This window comes from Olsenella uli (assembly GCF_016900775.1).
In the GTDB taxonomy this organism is placed as follows: Bacteria; Actinomycetota; Coriobacteriia; order Coriobacteriales; family Atopobiaceae; genus Thermophilibacter; species Thermophilibacter uli_A.
Genome location: NZ_JACJKN010000004.1, coordinates 21,370 through 41,176, shown reverse-complemented (window position 1 = coordinate 41,176; position 19,807 = coordinate 21,370). Strand labels below are relative to the sequence as shown.

The window sequence follows — 19,807 nt, the reverse complement described above, 5'->3', positions numbered from 1 at the left end:
ATGGCACAAGAGATCACCGAAGGAGCCCAGCGCGACGTCGAGGGGGCTGAGACCGCCATCACCGTCCGCGACTTCAACCTCTGGTACGGCGACTTCCAGGCGCTCAAGCACGTCAACCTCGAGATCCCGCGCAACCGCGCCACGGCCTTCATAGGCCCGTCCGGCTGCGGCAAGTCGACCCTCCTGCGCACGTTCAACCGCATGTGCGACTTCGTGGAGTCGGTGCGCACCGAGGGCACGATCGAGTTCGACGGGCGCGACATCTTCCAGATGGACGCCAACGCCCTGCGCGTCTACGTGGGCATGGTCTTCCAGCACCCCAACCCGTTCCCCATGAGCATCCGCGAGAACATCCTCTACGGCCCCAAGCGCCAGCGCCGCATCTCCCGCTCCGAGGGCGACGAGATCTGCGAGCGCTGCCTCACCCGCGCGGCGCTCTGGGACGAGGTCAAGGACAGCCTCGACAAGAGCGGCCTGGGGCTCTCCGGCGGCCAGCAGCAGCGCCTGTGCATCGCGCGCGCCCTTGCCACCGACCCGGACATCCTGCTCATGGACGAGCCCACCTCCGCCCTCGACCCCATCTCCACGAGCATGGTCGAGCAGCTCATGTGCGAGCTCTCCCGCGACCACACCGTCGTCGTGGTGACGCACAACATGCAGCAGGCCACCCGCGTGGCCGACAAGACCGCCTTCTTCTACCTGGGCGAGCTCATCGAGGAGGGCCCCACCCGCGAGCTCTTCGGCAACCCCAAGGAGCAGCGCACGCAAGAGTACCTTTCAGGGAGGTTCAGCTAATGGTCATCAGCACCCGCACCAAGTTCACCGACCAGCTCAACGAGGTCGAGGGCTACATCCGCCGCTTCGGCGAGAAGACCGTGGCGGATGTCCGCGCCGCCGGCCTCGCCGCCCAGGGCGACAAGGGCGCCGCAGAGGGCGTCATGGACGGTCGCAAGGCGGAGGACCGCCTGCGCTCCGCGATCGAGAACACCTGCCTCGACATCATGCTGCTCCAGCAGCCGCTCATCGGCGTCGACCTGCGCTTCGTCTCGGGCGCCTTCCGCATGGTGAGCGACCTCTCCCACATCGACTCCATGACGCGCGACGCGGTCTTCCTCTCCGAGGACATCCCCGAGAAGGCCGCCAAGAAGATCGAGGGCGAGATCTCGCGCATGAGCCAGGACGCCGCCGACATGGTCGAGAAGGCCGTCGACGCCTTCTGCGCCGCCGACGTCGAGGCGGCCCAGCAGGTCATGGAGGCCGACACCGCCGTGAACGAGCTCTACGTCACGGTGGAGGAGAAGCTCGTCGGCCTCATCCGCGACGGCAAGTCCTCCGCGCAGTACCTGCCGGAGCTGCTCATGGTGGCCAAGTACTTCGAGCGCATCGGCGACCTCGCCAAGCGCATCGCGGCCTGGGCGGTCTTCCGCGTGACGGGGGAGCACACCGTCGCCGAGAAGGCGAGCCAGCAGGCCCCCGCGGAGCAGTAGAATCGAGAGTCGAGGACACGATGGGGAAGGCGGGCAGCGTGGTCTACTACGTCGAGGACGACAAGAACATCCGTGAGCTCACGGTCTATGCGCTGGGGCAGGGCGGCATCGAGGCGCGCGGCTGCGCGAACGACGCCGAGTTCCGCCGCGCCTGCGCCGAGCGCACGCCCGACGCCGTCCTTCTCGACATCATGCTCCCCGACACCGACGGCCTCCAGATCCTGGCGCGCCTGCGCCGGACCCCCGGGCTCTCGCACGTGCCGGTCATGATGCTCACCGCCAAGGACACCGAGCTCGACACCGTGAAGGCGCTCGACTCCGGGGCGGACGACTACCTCTCCAAGCCGTTCGGGATGATGGAGATGGTGAGCCGCACGCGCGCCCTGCTGCGCCGCGCGGCGCGCGAGCAGGTTGCCCAGGAGGAGCCCGCCGCGCTCACGGTGGGCGACGTCACCCTCTGGCCCGACCGCCGCGAGGTGACCGTCGACGGCCGGGAGGTCCAGCTCACCATGCGCGAGTTCGACCTCCTCGAGTTCCTCATGCGCTCGCCCGGCGTGGTCTTCTCGCGCGAGACGCTCCTCCAGCGGGTCTGGGGCTGGGACTTCGACGGGGGCTCCCGCACCGTGGACGTCCACGTGCAGCAGGTCCGCGCCAAGCTCGGCGCCTCGTCGGACCTCATCGAGACCGTCCGCGGCGTGGGCTACCGCGCCCGCGGCTGACTCCCGACAGGGGGACCTGACAAAGGTGACCGGGTCGTTTGTCATGATCTGAGGAAGGGGGCGCCGTGACCAGGGAGCCCGGGGCGAAGGGTTCGCTCTCGCATCGCATGTTCGTGGCGCTCGTCGTGGCGTGCGCCCTCGTGGCCGTCGCGGTTACCGCGGCGGCCTCCCTCATCTACCAGTCGGCCTTCCTCTCCGACGAGCACGAGCAGCTCGCGAGCGAGTGCCGCACCATCGCCTCGCTGCTCGACCTCGCCGAGGACGACGCGTCCGTCCTCGGCGAGCTGGACATGGGGGACATCCGCGTGACCCTCGTGAGCCCCGACGGCGCCGTCACCTACGACTCGGGCGCGGATGCCGCCGACCTGCCCAACCACGCGGACCGCCCCGAGGTCGCCGCGGCGCTCGCCGAGGGCGAGGGCTCCTCCGAGCGCTCGAGCGACACGGTGGGGTACATGAGCCTCTACGAGGCCGTGCGGCTCGAGTCCGGCGAGGTGGTCCGCCTGTCCGTCGACCGCGCGGGGGTCGTGGCCTTCCTCTTCCAGGACCTGGCGATGCTCTGCGCCCTTGCCGTCCTGCTCGTGGGGGCGAGCTGGGTGGTCTCCCGCCGGCTCTCCCGCCGCTTCGTGCGGCCGATCCTCGAGATAGACCCGGCCTCCGGCGACGGCGTGGCGCCCTACGTGGAGCTCGACCCGCTCGTGAGCCGCCTCAACGAGCAACACAAGGAGCTCGTGCAGCGCATGAACGCCATCCAGGACGCGGCCGACATGCGCCGCGACTTCACGGCCAACGTGACGCACGAGCTCAAGACGCCCATCGCCTCCATCCAGGGCGCGGCCGAGCTCATCCGCGACGGCATCGCCCGGCCCGAGGACGTCCAGGGGTTCGCCGGGCGGATCTACAAGGACGCGCACCGCCTGTCGCTTCTGGTGAGCGACATCCTCATGCTCTCCAAGCTCGACGAGTCCGAGCGCGCCGGCGACCGCGAGGTCTTTGGCCCCGTCGAGCGCGTGGACCTCATGTCCGTGGCGGGTGACGTCGCGGAGCGCCTGCGCGGCCGCGCGCAGCGCAAGTATGACGTGACCATCACGGTCTCCGGCGTCTCCACGCCCATCATGGGCAACGCGCGCCTGCTCGACGAGCTCGTGAGCAACCTCGTCGAGAACGCCATCCGTTACAACCACCCGGGCGGGCGCGTCTTCGTGTGGGTGCTGCCGCAGGGCGGGCGGCCCTGCCTGCGCGTGAGCGACACGGGGATCGGCATCCCGCCCGAGGCGCAGGACAAGGTCTTCGAGCGCTTCTACCGCGTGGACAAAGGGCGGAGCCGCGACATGGGCGGCACGGGCCTGGGCCTGGCCATCGTCAAGCACGCGGCGACCTACCACGGCGCGGACATCCGCCTCGAGAGCAAGGTGGACGAGGGCACCACGATCACGGTGACGTTCCCCAAGCAGTAGGCGCGTCCTTCTCGCCCTGCGTGCCCGTGCAGGGAGGATATCAAATCTGGGCCGCGGATTTCTGGCACTTTGGAGCCCGTTGGGGGTGCGGAAAGTGCCAAAACGCCGCGGCCAGATTTGATGCGGCGGGCGAAGCGCCGAGCGCGGGCGTCCCGGCAGCGCTACAGTGCGAGCTCCCAGAGATTGGTCCAGCCGGGCAGGGGCAGCCCCGGGTAGGGGAGCCAGAGCGGGCGGTGCCGCGTGAGGCCGCGGCTGGCGTAGAGCGCGTTGGCGGGCACGTTGGCCACGCTCGTGTTGAGGCGCACCGCGCGGGCGCCGATCTCGCGCGCGCCGCGCATGCCGGCGACGAGAAGGGCGTCGGCCACGTGGCGTCCGCGTGCGGCGGGGTCCACGGCGAGGAGGTGCCAGCACGCCACGTCCTTTTCGGCCCGTCGCTCCCAGGAGGGGCCGCCGAGGCCGGAGCCGTGTCCGGGGGCAGTGCCGTCTCCCATGTCTGCGTCGTGGTCCACGGCCACGGCGCCGAGAAGGGCGGCGTCGTCCGCGGGCTTGCCGTCGCGCACGGCCGCGGTGTCGAAGGCGCCCCAGTACGCGCCCGCGGCCAGCAGCTCTGCCGCCATCCCGGCGGGCGGCCACACGTCCTGCACCCAGCCCGAGGTCCCGGGCTCGGCGTCCACGCGCCGGTAGAGCTCGTCGAGCTTCTCGGCCCAGCGCCCCGAGACGGGGATGCGGCAGATGGCGATGCCGGCGGGCTGCTCGATGGCGCGACGGGGGTGCCGCACGTCGTTTCTCTCGACCGTGGCCAGAAGCTCGCGCGCCACGGCGGCGGGCGCCATCTTGGGCAGGTTGTGGTCGATGCCGGGCTCCACCACCTTGCGCGCTCCGGGGATGGCCGCCACGATGCGGTTCGTCTCCTCGGGGAGGATCTCGTCAAACTCTCCCACCATCACGGCGACGGGGCAGCCCACGGAGGCGAGCGAGGCGGCGTCTATCTGCGGGTTCTCCACCATGAGCTGCAGGAGCTCGGCGATCTGCGCGGACTCGGCGGGGGAGGGCACCGGCGTTCCGTCCTCGAGCGTGGCTCCCTCGTGGCCCTCGGCGGCCCAGCGGCGGTTCTCGGCCGCGGCGAAGGCCATCCAGTCGGTGTCCTCCTTGGGCAGCCCCGCCGGCGTGAGGTTGGCCCCGAGCGCGGTCAGGCTGAGGACGTGGTCGCCCCAGTCGCGCGCGAGGAGCAGGCCCAGGATGCCGCCGTCGGAGAAGCCGAGCACGTGGACCTCGGGCACGCCGAGCCGCGCGCAGGCCTCAATGGCGTCCGCGGCCATGAGCTCGTAGGTGAGCGGCCGCGCCGTGCCGCGCGTGCTCGCGCCCTGCGCGCGCGAGTCCAGGGCGATGACCGCGCGGCCCGTGGCGCACACCGCGTCGATCACGGGGCCAAAGATGCCGTGCTCCTCGCCGTTGCCGTGCAGCATGAGCACGGGCGGCACGGAGAGGTCGATGCCGAAGGGCGTGCCCGGCGCGTCTACCACGCCCTCAGGTGCGTACGTCCAGGCAACGATGGCGGCGCCGTCCTCCGTCGGGACCTCGACGCGCGCCGCGAGCGCGGTGGCGGGAAGCGCGTACGGGCGCGGGACGTGCACGGGCGGAAACTCGACGGGCATGGGGGCTCCTTCTCACGTTGGTCTCTGACCATGATAGACCGGGGGCTGCTTCCGTCTGGCCGCGGCCCGACGAAAAACGTCGCGAGCCCTCCGCTTGGCCTGGGTGCGGGGGACTCGCGACACCCAGGCCGCGCCAGACGTCGCGACGCCCCCCGTAGAGCTGCGCTGCGGGGGTATTGCGACAGAAGTGGTGAGAAAAACGTCGCGACGCCCCCGCAACTTCGCTCTGCGGGGGCGTCGCGACGGTTTCTGGCGGTGCGGTGACGTCCTTCTCGCTACCTGCCCTTGACCTGCGACGGGTGCTTCTCGAAGAAGTCGAAGCGCGGGGGCAGGGGCACGATGGCGTGCTGCTCGGGCGTCTCTCCGAGTGCGGCGGCCAGCTCGGCCGGCCCCTCGAGGGCGTGCTCCCAGGAGAAGAACGCCTCGGGCGAGAAGCCCATGTGCTCGCAGATCTTCTCGCAGCCTGCGGGCACGGCAGGGTGCATGAGCAGCGCGGCGGTGCGCAGCGCGCAGAAGGCGTCCGCGAGGGCGGCCTCGTAGGCGGCGTCGTCGCCGCGCGCGGCCTTGGAGGCCTCGTCCCAGCGCTTGTTCGCGGCGCGGCAGAACTCCTCGGCCACCGCCAGCGCCCCGTGGGCGTCGAACTCGTAGGCGCGGCGCTCGAAGGCGAGCGTGGCTTCGCGCGCCGCGGCAACGGATCCCTCGCTCGGGGCAACGGCGGGCAGGTGCGCGTCGCAGACGTTGGCGGCGCCGTAGAAGCAGCTGCGCGCCAGGCGGTTGAAGATGTTGGTGAGGAAGGCGCTCTCCTTGAGGGCGGGGTCAACCACGCGCGGGTCGTCGCGCACGAGCACGTCCTCGCCGGTCGCCTTGTCCTTGTGGCTGACGGAGGTGTCGAAGGCCTTGGGGTTGAAGGAGACGGCCTTCTGGTCCAGCCCGAGGGAGAGCCAGTGCGCGCGCAGCTGCTCGGGGGTGTAGTGCTCCAGCAGCTCGGCCGCCATGGGAGGGGTGATCTTGCCGGAGCTCGAGGCCTTCTTGTTCATGAACAGGATGTGGTAGTTGGCCACGGGGACGTCCTGCGTGAGGCCCCAGCCGAGCGCCTCCCAGAGGGCGGGCTGCGCCACGCAGTAGAAGTAGATGTTGTCCTGGCCGATGAACTGGTAGACGCGCGCGTCGTCTGCGCACCACCAGTCGCGCCAGTCCGTCGAGGAGTAACGGCCGTCCTCGGCGAGGCCGAGCGCCGTCTGCGTGAAGGAGATGGGCGCCCACAGGCTCTCGGGCCACACCCACACGGTGAGCCCGGAGCTGCCCTCGAGGTCAGGCGCGGGCACGCCCCACTCGATGTTGCCGGTGATGCGCAGGGGCAGCAGGCACTTGCCTGTGCGGAAGCGCACGCCGGCGGCGTCGAGCTTCTCGCGTGCCTCGTCGCGGGCCTCCCAGCCGGAGAAGGTGAGCGAGAAGGACTGCTGGCCCTTCTCGGCCTCCGTAAGAACGTGCTCGGGCAGCTCCGCGGCGACGGCGTCGTAGGCCTCGCGGAACTTGGTCTGGATATAGATCACGGGGTCCACGAGGCTCTCACGCACGGTCTTGGTGACCACGGCGCGCACCTGCGGGTCTGTGTCCCACTCGTCCATGAGGCGCTCGAGCTCCTCGCGGAAGGCCGGCAGGTCGAAGTACCAGTTGTCCACCGGGCGGAGCTCTGGCGTGGTGCCGGTGAGCTGAGAGACGGGGGCGATCAGCTCCTCGGGGTCGAACTGGTGGCCGAGGTCGCACTCGTCGGCGTAGGCCTTCTCGGACTTGCAGCCGCGCACGGGGCAGCGGCCCTGGACCTGGCGGCCGTTGAGGAAGGTGCCGGCCTCGACGTCAAAGAACTGGCGCGTGGTGCGGCGGTGCAGGTAGCCGCGCTCGTGGAGGCGGCGGATGAGCTCGTCGGTGAGGCGGGCGTGGACGTCTGCCGCGGGCTCGAGCCCGGAGCCGGCGAAGAGGTCGAGCGAGATGCCGTAGGCGTCGAGCGCGGCCTTCTGGGCGTCGTGGTTGGCGCGCACGTAGTCCTCGATGGTGCCGGCGTAGCCCTCGTTCTCGACCTTCTTGCGGAAGCCCTCGGCGATGGGCGAGCCGTAGCAGTCGGTGCCGGAGACAAAGATGACGTTTTCCGGCCCGATGCGGTCGCGCAGGAACCGCGCGAAGAAGTCGGCCGGCACGAAGACGCCGCCAATGTGGCCGAAGTGCAGGTTCTTGTTGCCGTAGGGCATGCCGCCGGTGATGACGGCGCGACGGGGGAAGCTCGGACGTGAGCTGGTCTCGGGCATGGGCGCTCCTTATTGCTCGGTTGCAGCCTCCCATTCTCGCACTTCTCACGCTCGGGCGCACGGGTGCCGTCCCCTCCGTGGCGCGGGCTCGTCTAGAATGGGCGCCATGAGACTCATCGAGCGCATAGACATCCTGGGGGACGACGGGCTGCAGCGGCGCGTGCTGCGCCTCTCGCTCGCGGTCATCGCGGTGGCGCTCGCGCTCGCCGTCGCCCTTGCCGTCGTGCGGGGAGGCGAGCGCATCGACGTCTGGTGGTGGGTCGCGCTCGCCGCGGGGACGCTCGCGGCGCTCCCGGTTCACGAGCTCGTGCACGCCGCGGCCTTCAAGCTGCTCTGCCCGGGCTGCCGCGTGAGCTTCGGCTTTCAGGATGCCTTTCTCTACACCAAGACCGACGGCGCCGTGGCGCTGCGCGGGCGCATGGTGGCGATCCTGCTCGCCCCGGCGCTCCTGGTGACGGGCGCGCTCGTGGCGGCGGCGCTCTGCGCGGGCCGCCCGGTGCTCGCGGCCATCCTCGCGGGGGCGCACCTCTCCGGCTGCTCGGGGGACGCGCTCATGGCGCGGGCCGCCCTGCGCGAGCCCGGCTGCACGCACGTTCGGGACACGGACGTCGGCCTGGACCTGCTCGCCGAGGACTGAGCTCCGGTTCTAGGTGTTTTTTGCGGCGTGTCTCAAGTACTATCATGTCGATGGCATTTTCTGAGCTGGGCTTTTCCTGCGCGCGTGGAGGGGGATATCGTGGGGTCCCTGCAAAAAACACCTAGAACCGGAAACACGCGCGCAGCAGAGGGGCGCGTGCCGCTCCTGCTGCACGCGTGCTGCGGCCCCTGCTCGCTCGAGCCGGTGCGCCTGCTGCGCGAGGAGGGCTTCGAGCCCACGATTCTCTGGACCAACCCCAACATCCAGCCCGTCTCCGAGTGGCGCCGGCGCCTGGACACGTTGCGCGTCTGGGCGGCGGAGGTGGCGAACGTCGAGGTGATCGAGGCGGGCGATGACCGCGCCGCCTGGGAGCGCGCCTGCGCGCCCGCGGGCTTTGACCGCGGGCGCCGCTGCCGCGCCTGCTACGCGCTGCGTCTGGCCGAGGAGTGCCGCGTCGCGCGCGAGCGGGGCTTCGAGCACATCTCCACGACGCTCGCGGTCTCGCCCTACCAGCTCTTTGACGCCTGCGGCGAGATTCTCGCCGCCACGGCTGCGGCCCACGGCCTCACGCCGGTCTGGCGCGACTTCCGCCCGTACTATCCCGAGGCCACGCGCGAGTCCCGCGAGCTGGGCATGTATCGCCAGAACTACTGCGGCTGCCGCTTCTCCGCCGCCGAGGCGGCGATCGAGCGCCATGAGGCCCGCGATGCCCGCAAGCGCGCAAAAGCCGAGAGGCGCTCGGGGGACGCGGCCGGAATGGAGGGCGCTCAGTAAGCATAGAGCGGCTCTGGTCCGACGTGTTCGCGCAGGATGCGCGGGCGCCGCCCGGCTCCTTTCATGACGAGGCGGCCAGCGCGCCGGGGTCAAGATGTCGCCTCCGCCGGCGGCCCCAGTTGTAAGGGTTTTGGCAAGTCGGGGGTTCTTCTCGTCGGGCGGGCGTCTCGCTGCCGTATGGTGAGGTGTCACGAAACCAGCCCCGGAGCGAGAAGGACGGTGGGACCATGATCGAGTACCTCAAGACGGGCGCCGACGGCACGATGGAGCGGCTGGCGGCGCCGGAAGCTGGCTGCTGGGTCAACGTCGTCGCGCCCACGGCCGAGGAGCGCGAGCTGCTGGAGCGCGAGCTCGGGGTGCTTCCGGAGTTCGTGAGCTCGGCCCTCGACGACGAGGAGACCTCCCGCATCGACTACGACGAGGACGCGCGCCAGATCTTTGTCATCGTGGACTACCCCGTGGTGGGGGAGGACGGCGTCGGGGTGCGCCCCCAGAGTCCGCTGCAGTACGACACCATGCCGCTCACCATGGTGTTTCTCCCCGAGAAGGGCCTCTTCGCGACCATCTCCATCCTCGATAACGAGGTGGTGCGCGACCTGGCGGGCGGGCGCGTCCGCAACGTCGACACCCGCTACCGCACGCGCTTCCTGCTGCAGGCGCTGCTGCACATCTCTCAGCTCTACCTCGTCTACCTGCGGCGCATCGACCGCCTCTCCTCGAGCACCGAGGCTCGCCTGCACGCGTCGGTCAGAAACGAGGAGCTCATCCAGATGCTCAACCTCGAGAAGTCGCTCGTGTACTTCTCGACCTCGCTCAAGTCCGACGAGATGACGCTCAACAAGATCATGCAGGGCCGCATCATCCCACTCTACGAGGATGACCAGGAGCTCCTCGAAGACGTGCTCGTTGAGATTCACCAGGCGATCGAGATGGCCAACATCTACTCCGGCACCCTCTCCGGCACGATGGACGCCTTCGCGAGCATCATCTCCAACAACCTCAACATCGTGATGAAGGTGCTCTCGGTCATCACCATCGTGATGGCCATCCCCAACATCGTCTTTGGCTTCTACGGCATGAACGTTGACCTGCCCTTTGACGGCGTGCCCCTGCTCGACAACTGGGCCTTCCCGCTGCTGCTGGCCGCGGTGGGGTGCCTCGTGGCCGCCTGGATCTTCAAGCGCAAGGGCATGTGGCACTAGCGGCTCGGCCCGCGGCGCGGGCGCGCGCCGCCCGTCGCTCGCCCTCCCGCCAAAATCGCGTGCGATTGGGTGGCATCCTTGATACGCGGACCGCACTCGATGGCCCCACGCGTGTGTAGGGCCTGCAAATCCGCAGGTAGATGGTTCGAGTGCGTCGAGTGCCCTCCGGGAGTGCCGGCTTTGCATAAAACATCCCGCCCAATCGCCCGGGGAGTCTGGCGCGGGCGGCTCTCCGGGAGACGCGGCGAGCGGCGGGCCGAGAAGAGCGTGAGGTGCCGTCCGCGCCGTGCTATCGTAGGGCGCTGGAAACCGCGAGGAGGAACCCATGCGCACTGACGACTTTGACTACCCGCTGCCCGACGAGCTCATCGCCCAGGCCCCGGCCGAGCCGCGCGACTCCTGCCGGCTGCTCGTGCTCAACCGCGCGGACGGCTCGGTGGAGCACCGCCGCTTCACGGACATCGTGGACTACCTCGAGCCGGGCGACCTTCTCGTCGCCAACCAGACGCGCGTCATGCCGGCGCGCCTCGTCGGGCGCAAGCGCGGCACGGGCGGTGTCTGCGAGACGCTGCTGCTCCGCCGCCGCGAGGACGTGGATGCGCTCGGCGGCGTCTGGGAGTGCCTGGTCAACCCCGGCAAGCGCCTGCGCCAGCCGGGCATCGTGATCGAGTACCGCGCGGGGGGCCTCCACGCGCCGGAGTCCGCGCCGGTGGTCCTCACCGGGGAGATCATGGACTTCGTCGAGGGCAGCAAGGGCGGCCGGCTCGTGCGCTTCTCGCCGGTGGGCGAGAAGGACGACGGCTCGCCGCGCACGCTCGACGAGGCCATCCACGCGGCCGGCCACGTGCCGCTGCCGCCCTACATCACGCAGTACGAGGGCGACCCCGAGAAGTACCAGACCGTCTACGCCATGGCGGAGGAGCACTCGGCGGCCGCCCCCACGGCCGGGCTCCACTTCACCCCGGAGCTCATCGAGCGGATTCGCGAGAAGGGCGTGGGCTGGGCGACCGTCGAGCTCGAGGTGGGCATCGACACCTTCCGCCTGGTCACCGAGGACGACCCGACCCAGCATGTCATGCACACCGAGCGCTACCACGTGAGCCAGGGGGTCGTCGACGCCGTGCACGCCACCAAGGCGGCGGGGCACCGCGTGATCGCCGTGGGCACGACCTCGGTCCGCTCGCTCGAGAGCGCGTGGGACCCGGTCGCCGCGCCGAGCGAGCCGCCCGTGAGCGCGCGTCGCTTCGAGGGCGCGGCCGGCGCCGGCGACATCGTGGCGCGCGAGAACGCCACCACCAACCTCTACCTCATGCCGGGCTCGGCCTTCCACGTGGTGGACGCCATGATTACGAACTTCCACGTGCCGCGCTCGACGCTCATGATGCTCGTCTCGGCCTTCGCCACGCGCGAGCAGATCATGGTGGCCTATCACGAGGCCATCGAGGAGCGCTATCGCTTCCTCTCCTTCGGCGACGCCATGCTGATCGAGTAGGACCCCGGGCCCCGGGGCGGGGCTAGAGGACGACGAGCAGCACGATGAGGAGCACGACCGCGATGACGGCGACGACGGCCGCGCCGAGCGCGACGCGCTCGCGGCGGGTCCGCGCCCTGAGGCCGCGCTCCGCCTCGGAGAGCCCCTCGACGATGGCCTCCTGGTCGGCGATCTGCGCGCGCAGCCCCTCGATGCTCTCCCGGAGCTCCTCGCTCACCTCGGGCGTCGCGTGGATCTGCTCCGCCTCGTCGAGGAGCGCCTGCGCGGCGTCGTGCCGCTCGGCCGCCTCGTCGTAGGCCGCCTTGGCCTCCTCCGTCCCCTCGCGGGTCGCGGTGATGCGCTCCTCGAGGGCCTTCTCCTCGGCGCGGGCCCTCGCCTGCAGCTCGTCGTACTCGCCCTTCTTCCCCTCGTACTCCCTGCGGGCCTCGTCCGCCTCGCGCTGGGCGCTCTCGAGGGACTGCCGCTGGGTCCAGAGGTGCGTGCTCGCGGCGTCGACCGCCTCCTGCGCGTCGTGCGTGGTGGCGCCGACGTCGGAGCGCGCGGCCTCCACGTGGGCGAGCTCGGTCACGATCTCGTTCTTGAGCTGGGAGACGGCGTTGGAGGTGGGGTCGGCCTCCTGGGCGCGCCTGAGCTCCTCCTGCACCTTGCGCAGCCGCGCCTGGGAGCTGTCAACGGCGCGGTTGGCCGCGGCGATGCCCTGCTCCCTGCGGTCGGTCGCGCTCTTCAGCTGGGCCTCCGCCGACTTCATGGCGCGCTTGGCCTCGGCCACGACGCGGCTCGCCTCGTCGTGGCGCTCCCGCGCGGAGTCCGCGAGGCGCTTGTAGGGCCGGATCTCCTGCTCGTGGCCGACCTTCATGCGCGCGAGCTGCTCCTCGAGCGCGCGGGCCTCCCCCTCGAGCCGCTCGACCGCGCCCTGCTCGGCCACGAGCGCCTCGTTCGCCTCGGCCACGATGGCCCCCTGCTCGCGGACGATGCCCTCGTAGCCGCCCTCGACCTCCTCGCGGTGCGCGAGCTCCGCCTCGTCGGCCTCGAGCGTCTCGCGCAGCTCGCGGAGCCGGGCGCGCGCGGACCCGTGCCGCCTCGCGGCCTCGCGGACGTCCTTGACGGCGGAGAGGCCGTTCATGAGGGTCGCGGCGGCGGTCCCGGCCGCGTCGCGCGCGGCCCCGAGCGCGACGTCGAGGGCGGAGCCGGCCCCCTCCTGCCCGGCCCCATCCGCCGCGCGCGCCGCGCCGGCGTCCGCGACCGGGGCCTCGGCGTCCGCGGCCTTTGCCCCGGCCTCGGTCTCCGCCTCGGCGGCCTCGGCCTTCTCGGCCCCCTCGGGACCCTGCCGCTCCTCGTCCTCGGGATCGTGTGCCATGGGTTTTCCGCTCCTCTCAGCCGCGAGCGCTCGCGGCGCGCCGTTCTTTGCGACGGCGGGCGACGCCGTCTCCCACATTGTCTCGCACGGCCGCGCGCCGCCCGGCCTGATTCCGCTTATCCCCAGAGATTGCACCCTTGGCCAGAAGTTTGGCGTCAAAGCGTCTCTTGTTTGCTAGGATGTGCTATGTGTTTCTCAGGGGGATGCAGACGTCCCCGATCGTTTAGGAGTATTGGAAAGGGAGTCCGCAACATGGTTTCTAAGCAGACGAGCATCATCAACGCCACCGGCCTTCACGCCCGTCCCGCGTCCGTCTTCGTGACCGAGGCCAAGAAGTACCAGTGCAACGTCACCATCAAGAACGTCGACAAGGACTCCGCTCCTGTCAACGCCAAGTCCATCATGATGATCCTGGCCGCCGGCCTCGGCACCGGCACCAAGGTCGAGGTCGCCTGCGACGGCGCTGACGAGCAGGAGGCCCTGGACGCCCTCATCGCCCTCATCGACTCCGGCTTCGGCGAGTAGTCGATCGGCGACACCCATCACCTTTTCTCGATGGTTCGACCCGGCGTCAGTGTGACGCCGGGTCCCTTTGTGTGGGATGGGTCATTGTTTCGGCCATGGGGCTGGCGAGAAGGACGACGAGGTCCGCCGCGAGTTCTTGCCGCGCCTTCTGCGGCAGGCTGTCTGAGCGCCGGACCTCGTCGCCCTTCTCGCCAGCCTTCCACGCGAGCGGAGGAAGCCGTGGATACCAGCCTGTTCAAGTATGACGTCCTCGCCGAGGACCCGACGACGCACGCGCGCACGGGCGTCCTGCACACCCCGCACGGCGACGTCCCCACGCCGATCTTCATGCCGGTGGGGACCAAGGCCACGGTGAAGGGCCTCATGCCGTCCACGCTCGAGCAGCTGGGGACCAAGATCTTGCTGGCCAACACCTACCACCTCTCCATGCGCCCGGGCGCCGACCTCGTGGCCGAGATGGGGGGCCTCCACGACTTCATGGGATGGCACCACCCCATCCTCACGGACTCCGGCGGCTTCCAGGTGTTCAGCCACGAGGAGTTCTTCAGGCTCTCGCGCGACGGCGTGCGCTTCCGCGCGGTGGACTACGACGGCCGCTGGGTGGAGTGGACGCCCGAGGAGAACATGGCCATCGCCCAGAAGCTCGGCGCCGACATCGTGATGCAGCTCGACCAGTGCGTGGGCTACCCGGCGCCGCGGCGCAAGGTGGAGCGCTCCGTGGAGCTCTCGAGCCTGTGGGCGGAGCGCTGCTATGCGGCCCATACCCGCCCCGACCAGGCACTCTTTGGCATCGTCCAGGGCGGCATGCACCTCGACCTGCGCCTGCGGAGCCTGCGCCACCTCGAGCAGATCGGCGACTTCCCCGGCTTCGGCATCGGCGGCTACTCGGTGGGGGAGGACCACGAGACCATGTTCGAGACGCTCGCGCCGCTCGTCTCCGAGCACATGCCGCGCGAGAAGCCGCGCTACCTCATGGGCGTGGGCAACCCCACCACGCTCGTGCGCGCCGTCGCCTGCGGCGTGGACATGTTCGACTGCGTGCTGCCCACGCGCACGGCGCGCACCGGCTCGGCCTTCTCGAGCGAGGGGCGGCTCAACTTCCGCCACGCGCGCTTCGCGCACGACCACGGGCCCCTCGACCCGGCGTGCTCCTGCCCCACCTGCACGGGTGGCTTCTCGCGCGCTTACCTCCACCACCTGGTGCGCCAGAAGGAGATGCTCGGCTCCATCCTCATCTCGCAGCACAACATCTTCTACCTGCTCGGCCTCATGCGCCGCGTGCGCAGGTCCGTGGCGGCGGGCACCTACGCCGCCTTCGTCGAGGACTGGATGGCGTCGCCCGCAGCGCGCGACTGGTAGGGGCCGCCTCCGGCGTTTCTGTCCGGCTGCGGTATGATAATTCGGATTGACAGGGCGCCGACGCGCCATCCAACCGAAGAGGCATGCCATGAGAGACGCCATGAGGGACGAGAAGAACGCGAAGGGCGCTAAGGGCGCTAAGGGCGCTAAGGGCGCGACGGGCGTCAGCCGCTGGTCCGCGGCGGCGGGGTCCGCGCCGAGGGGCCGGGCCGGGAGGGCGCGCGCGGGCGTTCCCGCTGACGCGCGGGCGCAGATCGGCGTGCTCGCGGCGGCGCTGGCCCTGCTCGTCGCCTCGGTCCTTCTCGCCCTGCCGCCCGCCGAGGTCCTCGGCTGGGGCGCCGACTTCGCCGGCGGGACGTCCTACTCCTACGCGCTCTCCGACGAGACGGCGGACGCCTGGGCGAGCGCCGCGGCGGTGAGGTCGCGCCTCTCCACGCTCGGCGTGCGGGGCGCGCGCGTCACGGCCGAGGGTGACGGCGTGACCGTCGAGGTCCCCGCCGACCAGGACGCCGGGCAGGCCGTCGCCGCGGCCACGCGGCCGGGCAGGGTCGAGCTCGTGCGGCTCGACGCCGTCTCGGACGCCGACGCGCTCGCCCGGGTGCAGTCCGGCGCGTCCGGCGTGGCGCTCGCCGAGGGCACCTACGAGGCCTTCCTCGACAGCTCCTCGATCGCGTCCATCGAGCCGGTGAGGCTCTCCGCATCCTCCGACCTCTACGGCATCCAGATCACCTTCACGAGGGAGGGCGCCGAGGCCTTTGCCGCCGTGACGGACGAGCTCGCCCCCGTGGGAGGCCAGATCGCCGTCGTCTTCGACGGCACCGTGGTCGCGGCCCCCGGGGTGAGCGACCCCATCACGGACGGCGTGGTGACCGTCTCGGCCGGCATCTCCCTCGCCGAGGCCACGGGCATGCAGGCGGCGGCCAGGACGGGCGTGCTGCCCGCCGCGCTCGCGGAGACCTCGGTCTCGGGGCTCGCGCCGGCCGTCTCGCAGGCGGGCCTCCTCCGGGTGGGGGTCGTGGCGGGCGCGGCCGCGCTCGTCGTTCTCGCGGCGCTGCTCGCCACCATGCGCCTGCTCGGGCTCGTGGCGTATGCGGGGCTGGTGAGCGTCGCCGTCTTCCAGGTGGGCGGCCTGGCCGCGCTCTCCCGCGCGGGCCTGTTCGTCCCCACCGTCACCGCCTACGTCGTGGCCGTCATCGTCACCTGCGCGACCTTCCTCGAGCTGCTCCGCGTCCTGTGGCGCGTCCGCTCGTGCGTGCGCGGCGGCACCGACCCGCGCGACGCCGGCCGCGTCGCCCTGCGGCGCTTTGGCCGGGAGCTCGCCATCGCCGCGGGCTCGTTCGTGGTGGGTGGCCTACTGCTCTTCTTCCTCGTCTCGGACGGCGGGCTCGCGTCCGGCCCCGCCGGGCTCGCCTGGCCCGTCGCAGCCGTGGCGGGCGCCCTCGCGCTGCTCATGGTCTGCCTGCCGCTCACGCGGCTCTGCGCCCGCGCCATGCGCGCCAACCCCGACGCCTGGGGCGTCGCGGCGCGCGAGGAGGGCGACCGCTAGATGGCCGGCCTCGCGGACAGCCGCCGCTGGGCGGTCCTGCCGCACGATGCCGCCGCGGAGCGGGCGCTCGTGGGGGCGCTCGGCGTCAGCCCGCTCGTGGCGCGCGTCCTCGCGGCCCGCGGCGTGACGGACGTCGCCGCGGCACGGGAGTTCCTCACGCCCTCGCTCGCGCGGGACTGGGCGGACCCGCTCTGCATACCGGGGATGGCGGAGGCGGTCTCCCGCGTCGAGCGCGCGCTCGACGCGCACGAGGCGATCGCCGTCTTCGGCGACTTCGACGTCGACGGCATGAGCTCGACCTGCCTGCTCACGCTCGCCCTGCGGCGCCTTGGGGCAAACGTCCACCCCTTCATACCGCATCGCTTCGGCGAGGGGTACGGCCTCTCCCGGGAGGCGCTCGCCCGCGTCCGCGCCGCCTGCTCGCCGGACCTCGTGGTGACCGTCGACAACGGCATAGCCGCCGCGCGCGAGGTCGCGTGGCTCGTGGGGGAGGGGGTCGACGTGGTGGTGACCGACCACCACGAGCCGGCCGACCTCGTCCCCGAGGGCGTGCCCGTGACCGACCCCAAGCTCGCCGAGGACTGCCCCTCGCGCGACCTCGCGGGCGCCGGCGTGGCCCTGAAGCTCGTCTGCGAGCTCGGCCGCAGGCGCGGCGCGCCCGAGCTCTGGCTCGACTGCCTCGACGTCGCGGCGCTCGGCACGCTCTCGGACATGATGCCGCTCACGGGCGAGAACCGCGCGCTCGTGGCGGAGGGGATCTTGCGCATGCGCGCGACCGCGCGCCCCGGCCTCGTGGCGCTCGCCGCGACGGCCGGAGTCGACCTCGCGCAGGTCACGGCCGACGGCCTGCCCTTCTCCGTAATCCCGCGCCTCAACGCGGCGGGGCGCATGGGCTCCACGGACGTGGCGCTCGAGCTGCTCCTCACCGACGACGTCTCCGAGGCGACGATCCTCGCCGGTAGGCTCGAGGCGATAAACGCCGAGCGCAAGGAGACCGAGTCCGCCCTCTCCGAGGAGGCCTTCGCGGAGGCGGAGCGCACCTATCGCGGCGAGCGCGCCGTCGTGGTGGCCGGCGAGGGCTGGCACGAGGGGGTCAAGGGGATCGTGGCCTCGCGCCTCGTCAACCGCTATCACGTCCCGGCCATCGTCTTCTCCGTCTCGGACGGCGTCGCGCGCGGGTCGGGCCGCTCCGTGGGCTCGGTGGACCTCTTCCACGCCGTCGAGCAGTGCTCGGACGTGCTCGTGCGCTTTGGCGGGCACGCCGGGGCGGTGGGCGTGACCTGCGAGGAGGGGCGCGTCGACGAGTTCCGCGAGCGGCTGTGCCGCGCGCTCGAGGAGCTCCCGGCCGAGCAGTTCGAGGACACGGGCGAGGTCACGGCCGTCGTGCGGCTGGGCGAGCTCTCCGTGGAGAGCATCTCCTCGCTCGAGCTCCTCCAGCCCTTCGGCCAGGGCAACAAGAAGCCGCTGCTCGCCTCCGTGGGCGTGAGCATGAGGAGCCGCGCCCGCGTCGGGGCCGACGGCGCCCACGTGCGCTTCGTGGCCACGGACGGCGCGAGCTGCGTCCCGGCGATCATGTTCCGCGCCCCGGACGCCGAGCGCGCCTGCTCGTGGGAGGGCGTCGTCGACCTCGTCTACGAGGCGGTCAACGAGACCTGGCAGGGCAGGACCAAGCCCAAGCTCATGGTGAGGGACATCCTCTACCGCCTGCCCGACGCCCCCGCCCGCCCCGTGGTCCCCGACGGCGTGCTCGAGGCGCCCGCCGCCCCGGGGGACGGCGCCGTGACGCCCGCGGCGGACCGCCGCGCGGAGCTCGCGCGCCTCTCCTACGGGGATCTCACGGACGTCCTGCGCCGCTCGCTCATCGGCGAGGCGCCGCTGCTGGCCGCCCAGCGCGCGGCGCTCGACCGGCTCGCCGCGGGGCGCTCCTGCCTCGCCGTCATGGCCACGGGCCGGGGCAAGTCGCTCGTGTTCCACCTCCACGCCGCGCGCGAGGCCATCGCCCGCGGCCGGGCGAGCATCTTCGTCTACCCCCTCCGGGCGCTTGTGGCCGACCAGGCCTTCCACCTGCGCGAGGGCCTCGCCGCGGACGGCGTCTCGGTGGAGGTGCTCACCGGGGAGACGCCCGCGGCCGAGCGGGCCCGCGTGCTCGCGGGGCTCGCCTCCGGGTCCGTGGACGTGGTGCTGACCACGCCCGAGTTTCTCGCCATCCACCGCTCCGAGCTTGCCGAGTCGCGTCGCGTGGGCTTCGTCGTCGTGGACGAGGCGCACCACGCCGGGCTCGCCAAGCCCGGCGAGCGCGACGCCTACCTCGAGCTGCCCGCCATCATGGCCGAGCTCGGCCGGCCCGTCGCGCTCGCCGTGACGGCCACGGCGGCCCCGGACGTGGCGTCGCGCGTCTGCGACCTGCTCGCCATCGACCGGGCCGACGTGGTGGTGGACGAGTCCTCGCGGCCCAACCTCGCGCTCGACGACTGCCGCGAGCTCAGGGACCGCGACGCGGCCCTCGCCTCGATCGTGGCGCTCGGCGAGAAGACCATCGTCTACGTGAGCTCGCGCGACCAGGCGGTCTCGCTCGTGCGGACGCTCCGCCACCGCGTGCCCGAGCTCGCCCACCGCGTCGCCTTCTACCACGCCGGCCTCTCCCGCGACGCCCGCGGGCGCGTGGAGCGCGCCTTCCGCGCCGACGACCTGGCGTGCATCGTGTCCACGAGCGCCTTCGGCGAGGGGGTCAACCTCCCGGGCGTGCGCCACGTGGTGCTCCTCGGCCTGCCCCTCGGCGAGGTCGAGTTCAACCAGATGAGCGGGCGCGCCGGGCGCGACGGCGCCCCAGCCACGGTGCACGTGCTCTTTGGCTCGCGCGACGTCTACGCCGGCGAGCGCATCCTCTCGGCGGCAGCGCCCGCACGCCCGCAGCTCGTGGCGCTCTATCGCGCCCTCTCGGCGCTCTATCGCTCCGGTGGCCCCATCGCCCTCGACGACGACGGCATCGCCCGGGAGGCGTGCGCGCTCGAGCCGCGCGTCGCGCTCGACGCCTCGGAGGTCTCCTCCGGGCTCGCGGTCTTCTCGGAGCTCGGTTTTGCCTCCGTCACGGGCTGGGGCGAGGCGCGCCGGATCTCCATGGCGCCGTCCCCCGCGCGCATGGAGCTCTCCCAGTCCGCGTGCTACGCGGAGGGGCAGCGCGCCCAGCGCGCCTTCTCCGAGTTCTGCTCCTGGGCGCTCCAGGCGAGCCCGGACGAGCTTCTTGCCCGCGTGAGCCGACCCATCACGCCCGACTTCGGTATCATCGTGTGAGGG

Annotated in this window: 15 protein-coding genes; 12 read left to right on the top strand and 3 right to left on the bottom strand. The window is 71.6% G+C overall.

Annotation, left to right across the window (positions count from 1 at the left end):
* From pstB to H6A23_RS11650, 4 genes are all read left to right on the top strand, one after another.
* Positions 1-795 (top strand): phosphate ABC transporter ATP-binding protein PstB, encoded by a 795-nt coding sequence (gene pstB / locus H6A23_RS03675; protein WP_204830847.1) that lies wholly within the window; start codon positions 1-3, stop codon positions 793-795.
* Entirely contained in the window at positions 795-1,487 is a 693-nt protein-coding gene (locus H6A23_RS03670; protein WP_204830846.1) for a phosphate signaling complex PhoU family protein, read from the top strand. The genes pstB and H6A23_RS03670 overlap by 1 nt, the downstream gene beginning before the upstream one ends.
* 20 nt (positions 1,488-1,507) lie before the next feature.
* The gene (locus tag H6A23_RS03665; RefSeq protein WP_286165783.1) at positions 1,508-2,206 is read left to right on the top strand and encodes a response regulator transcription factor; all 699 of its coding nucleotides are present in this window, start codon (positions 1,508-1,510) and stop codon (positions 2,204-2,206) included.
* Positions 2,207-2,271: 65 nt separating this feature from the next.
* The gene (locus H6A23_RS11650) at positions 2,272-3,663 is read left to right on the top strand and encodes a sensor histidine kinase (protein ID WP_204830845.1); all 1,392 of its coding nucleotides are present in this window, start codon (positions 2,272-2,274) and stop codon (positions 3,661-3,663) included.
* Positions 3,664-3,824: 161 nt separating this feature from the next.
* Here the strand turns inward: H6A23_RS11650 and H6A23_RS03655 are convergent, their stop codons facing one another.
* Together H6A23_RS03655 and H6A23_RS03650 are read right to left on the bottom strand one after the other, a co-directional pair.
* Positions 3,825-5,318: a bifunctional alpha/beta hydrolase/GNAT family N-acetyltransferase gene (locus tag H6A23_RS03655; RefSeq protein WP_204830844.1), complete on the bottom strand. Its 1,494-nt coding sequence runs from the start codon at positions 5,316-5,318 to the stop codon at positions 3,825-3,827.
* Positions 5,319-5,593: 275 nt separating this feature from the next.
* Positions 5,594-7,621: a class I tRNA ligase family protein gene (locus H6A23_RS03650; RefSeq protein ID WP_204830843.1), complete on the bottom strand. Its 2,028-nt coding sequence runs from the start codon at positions 7,619-7,621 to the stop codon at positions 5,594-5,596.
* A gap of 106 nt (positions 7,622-7,727) precedes the next feature.
* On the opposite strand from H6A23_RS03650, the gene H6A23_RS03645 reads away from it, so the two are divergent.
* From H6A23_RS03645 to queA, 4 genes are all read left to right on the top strand, one after another.
* Positions 7,728-8,258, top strand: coding sequence for a DUF3267 domain-containing protein (locus H6A23_RS03645; RefSeq protein ID WP_204830842.1), 531 nt, complete (start codon positions 7,728-7,730; stop codon positions 8,256-8,258).
* Positions 8,259-8,414: 156 nt separating this feature from the next.
* The gene (locus tag H6A23_RS03640) at positions 8,415-9,032 is read left to right on the top strand and encodes an epoxyqueuosine reductase QueH (RefSeq protein WP_204830841.1); all 618 of its coding nucleotides are present in this window, start codon (positions 8,415-8,417) and stop codon (positions 9,030-9,032) included.
* Positions 9,033-9,259: 227 nt separating this feature from the next.
* A complete protein-coding gene (locus H6A23_RS03635) occupies positions 9,260-10,234 on the top strand; it encodes a magnesium transporter CorA family protein (RefSeq protein ID WP_204830840.1) in 975 nt (324 codons plus the stop codon).
* Positions 10,235-10,559: 325 nt separating this feature from the next.
* Complete coding sequence (queA, locus tag H6A23_RS03630) at positions 10,560-11,726, top strand: tRNA preQ1(34) S-adenosylmethionine ribosyltransferase-isomerase QueA (protein ID WP_204830839.1); 1,167 nt, start codon at positions 10,560-10,562, stop codon at positions 11,724-11,726.
* 22 nt (positions 11,727-11,748) lie between these two features.
* On the opposite strand, the gene H6A23_RS03625 is transcribed toward queA, so the two are convergent.
* Positions 11,749-13,083 (bottom strand): hypothetical protein, encoded by a 1,335-nt coding sequence (locus H6A23_RS03625; protein WP_204830838.1) that lies wholly within the window; start codon positions 13,081-13,083, stop codon positions 11,749-11,751.
* A gap of 252 nt (positions 13,084-13,335) precedes the next feature.
* On the opposite strand from H6A23_RS03625, the gene H6A23_RS03620 reads away from it, so the two are divergent.
* The 4 genes from H6A23_RS03620 to recJ all read left to right on the top strand — a co-directional run bounded on the left by H6A23_RS03620 (position 13,336) and on the right by recJ (position 19,804).
* Positions 13,336-13,608, top strand: coding sequence for an HPr family phosphocarrier protein (locus H6A23_RS03620; RefSeq protein ID WP_075280393.1), 273 nt, complete (start codon positions 13,336-13,338; stop codon positions 13,606-13,608).
* A gap of 219 nt (positions 13,609-13,827) precedes the next feature.
* Complete coding sequence (gene tgt, locus H6A23_RS03615; RefSeq protein WP_353653004.1) at positions 13,828-14,967, top strand: tRNA guanosine(34) transglycosylase Tgt; 1,140 nt, start codon at positions 13,828-13,830, stop codon at positions 14,965-14,967.
* A gap of 88 nt (positions 14,968-15,055) precedes the next feature.
* Entirely contained in the window at positions 15,056-16,513 is a 1,458-nt protein-coding gene (locus tag H6A23_RS03610; RefSeq protein WP_204830836.1) for a SecDF P1 head subdomain-containing protein, read from the top strand.
* Positions 16,514-19,804 carry a single-stranded-DNA-specific exonuclease RecJ gene (gene recJ, locus H6A23_RS03605; protein ID WP_204830835.1) on the top strand — a complete coding sequence of 1,097 codons (3,291 nt, stop codon included), beginning with the start codon at positions 16,514-16,516 and terminating at the stop codon, positions 19,802-19,804.
* The last annotated feature ends 3 nt before the right edge of the window (positions 19,805-19,807 follow it).

Excerpts from the sequence above, each read along its gene's own strand:
- pstB (WP_204830847.1), top strand. The coding sequence starts at position 1 with ATGGCACAAGAGATCACCGAAGGAGCCCAGCGCGACGTCGAGGGGGCT.
- H6A23_RS03670 (WP_204830846.1), top strand. The coding sequence starts at position 795 with ATGGTCATCAGCACCCGCACCAAGTTCACCGACCAGCTCAACGAGGTC.
- H6A23_RS03665 (WP_286165783.1), top strand. The coding sequence starts at position 1,508 with ATGGGGAAGGCGGGCAGCGTGGTCTACTACGTCGAGGACGACAAGAAC.
- H6A23_RS03655 (WP_204830844.1), bottom strand. The coding sequence starts at position 5,318 with ATGCCCGTCGAGTTTCCGCCCGTGCACGTCCCGCGCCCGTACGCGCTT.
- H6A23_RS03650 (WP_204830843.1), bottom strand. The coding sequence starts at position 7,621 with ATGCCCGAGACCAGCTCACGTCCGAGCTTCCCCCGTCGCGCCGTCATC.
- H6A23_RS03645 (WP_204830842.1), top strand. The coding sequence starts at position 7,728 with ATGAGACTCATCGAGCGCATAGACATCCTGGGGGACGACGGGCTGCAG.
- H6A23_RS03635 (WP_204830840.1), top strand. The coding sequence starts at position 9,260 with ATGATCGAGTACCTCAAGACGGGCGCCGACGGCACGATGGAGCGGCTG.
- queA (WP_204830839.1), top strand. The coding sequence starts at position 10,560 with ATGCGCACTGACGACTTTGACTACCCGCTGCCCGACGAGCTCATCGCC.
- H6A23_RS03625 (WP_204830838.1), bottom strand. The coding sequence starts at position 13,083 with ATGGCACACGATCCCGAGGACGAGGAGCGGCAGGGTCCCGAGGGGGCC.
- H6A23_RS03620 (WP_075280393.1), top strand. The coding sequence starts at position 13,336 with ATGGTTTCTAAGCAGACGAGCATCATCAACGCCACCGGCCTTCACGCC.
- H6A23_RS03610 (WP_204830836.1), top strand. The coding sequence starts at position 15,056 with ATGAGAGACGCCATGAGGGACGAGAAGAACGCGAAGGGCGCTAAGGGC.
- recJ (WP_204830835.1), top strand. The coding sequence starts at position 16,514 with ATGGCCGGCCTCGCGGACAGCCGCCGCTGGGCGGTCCTGCCGCACGAT.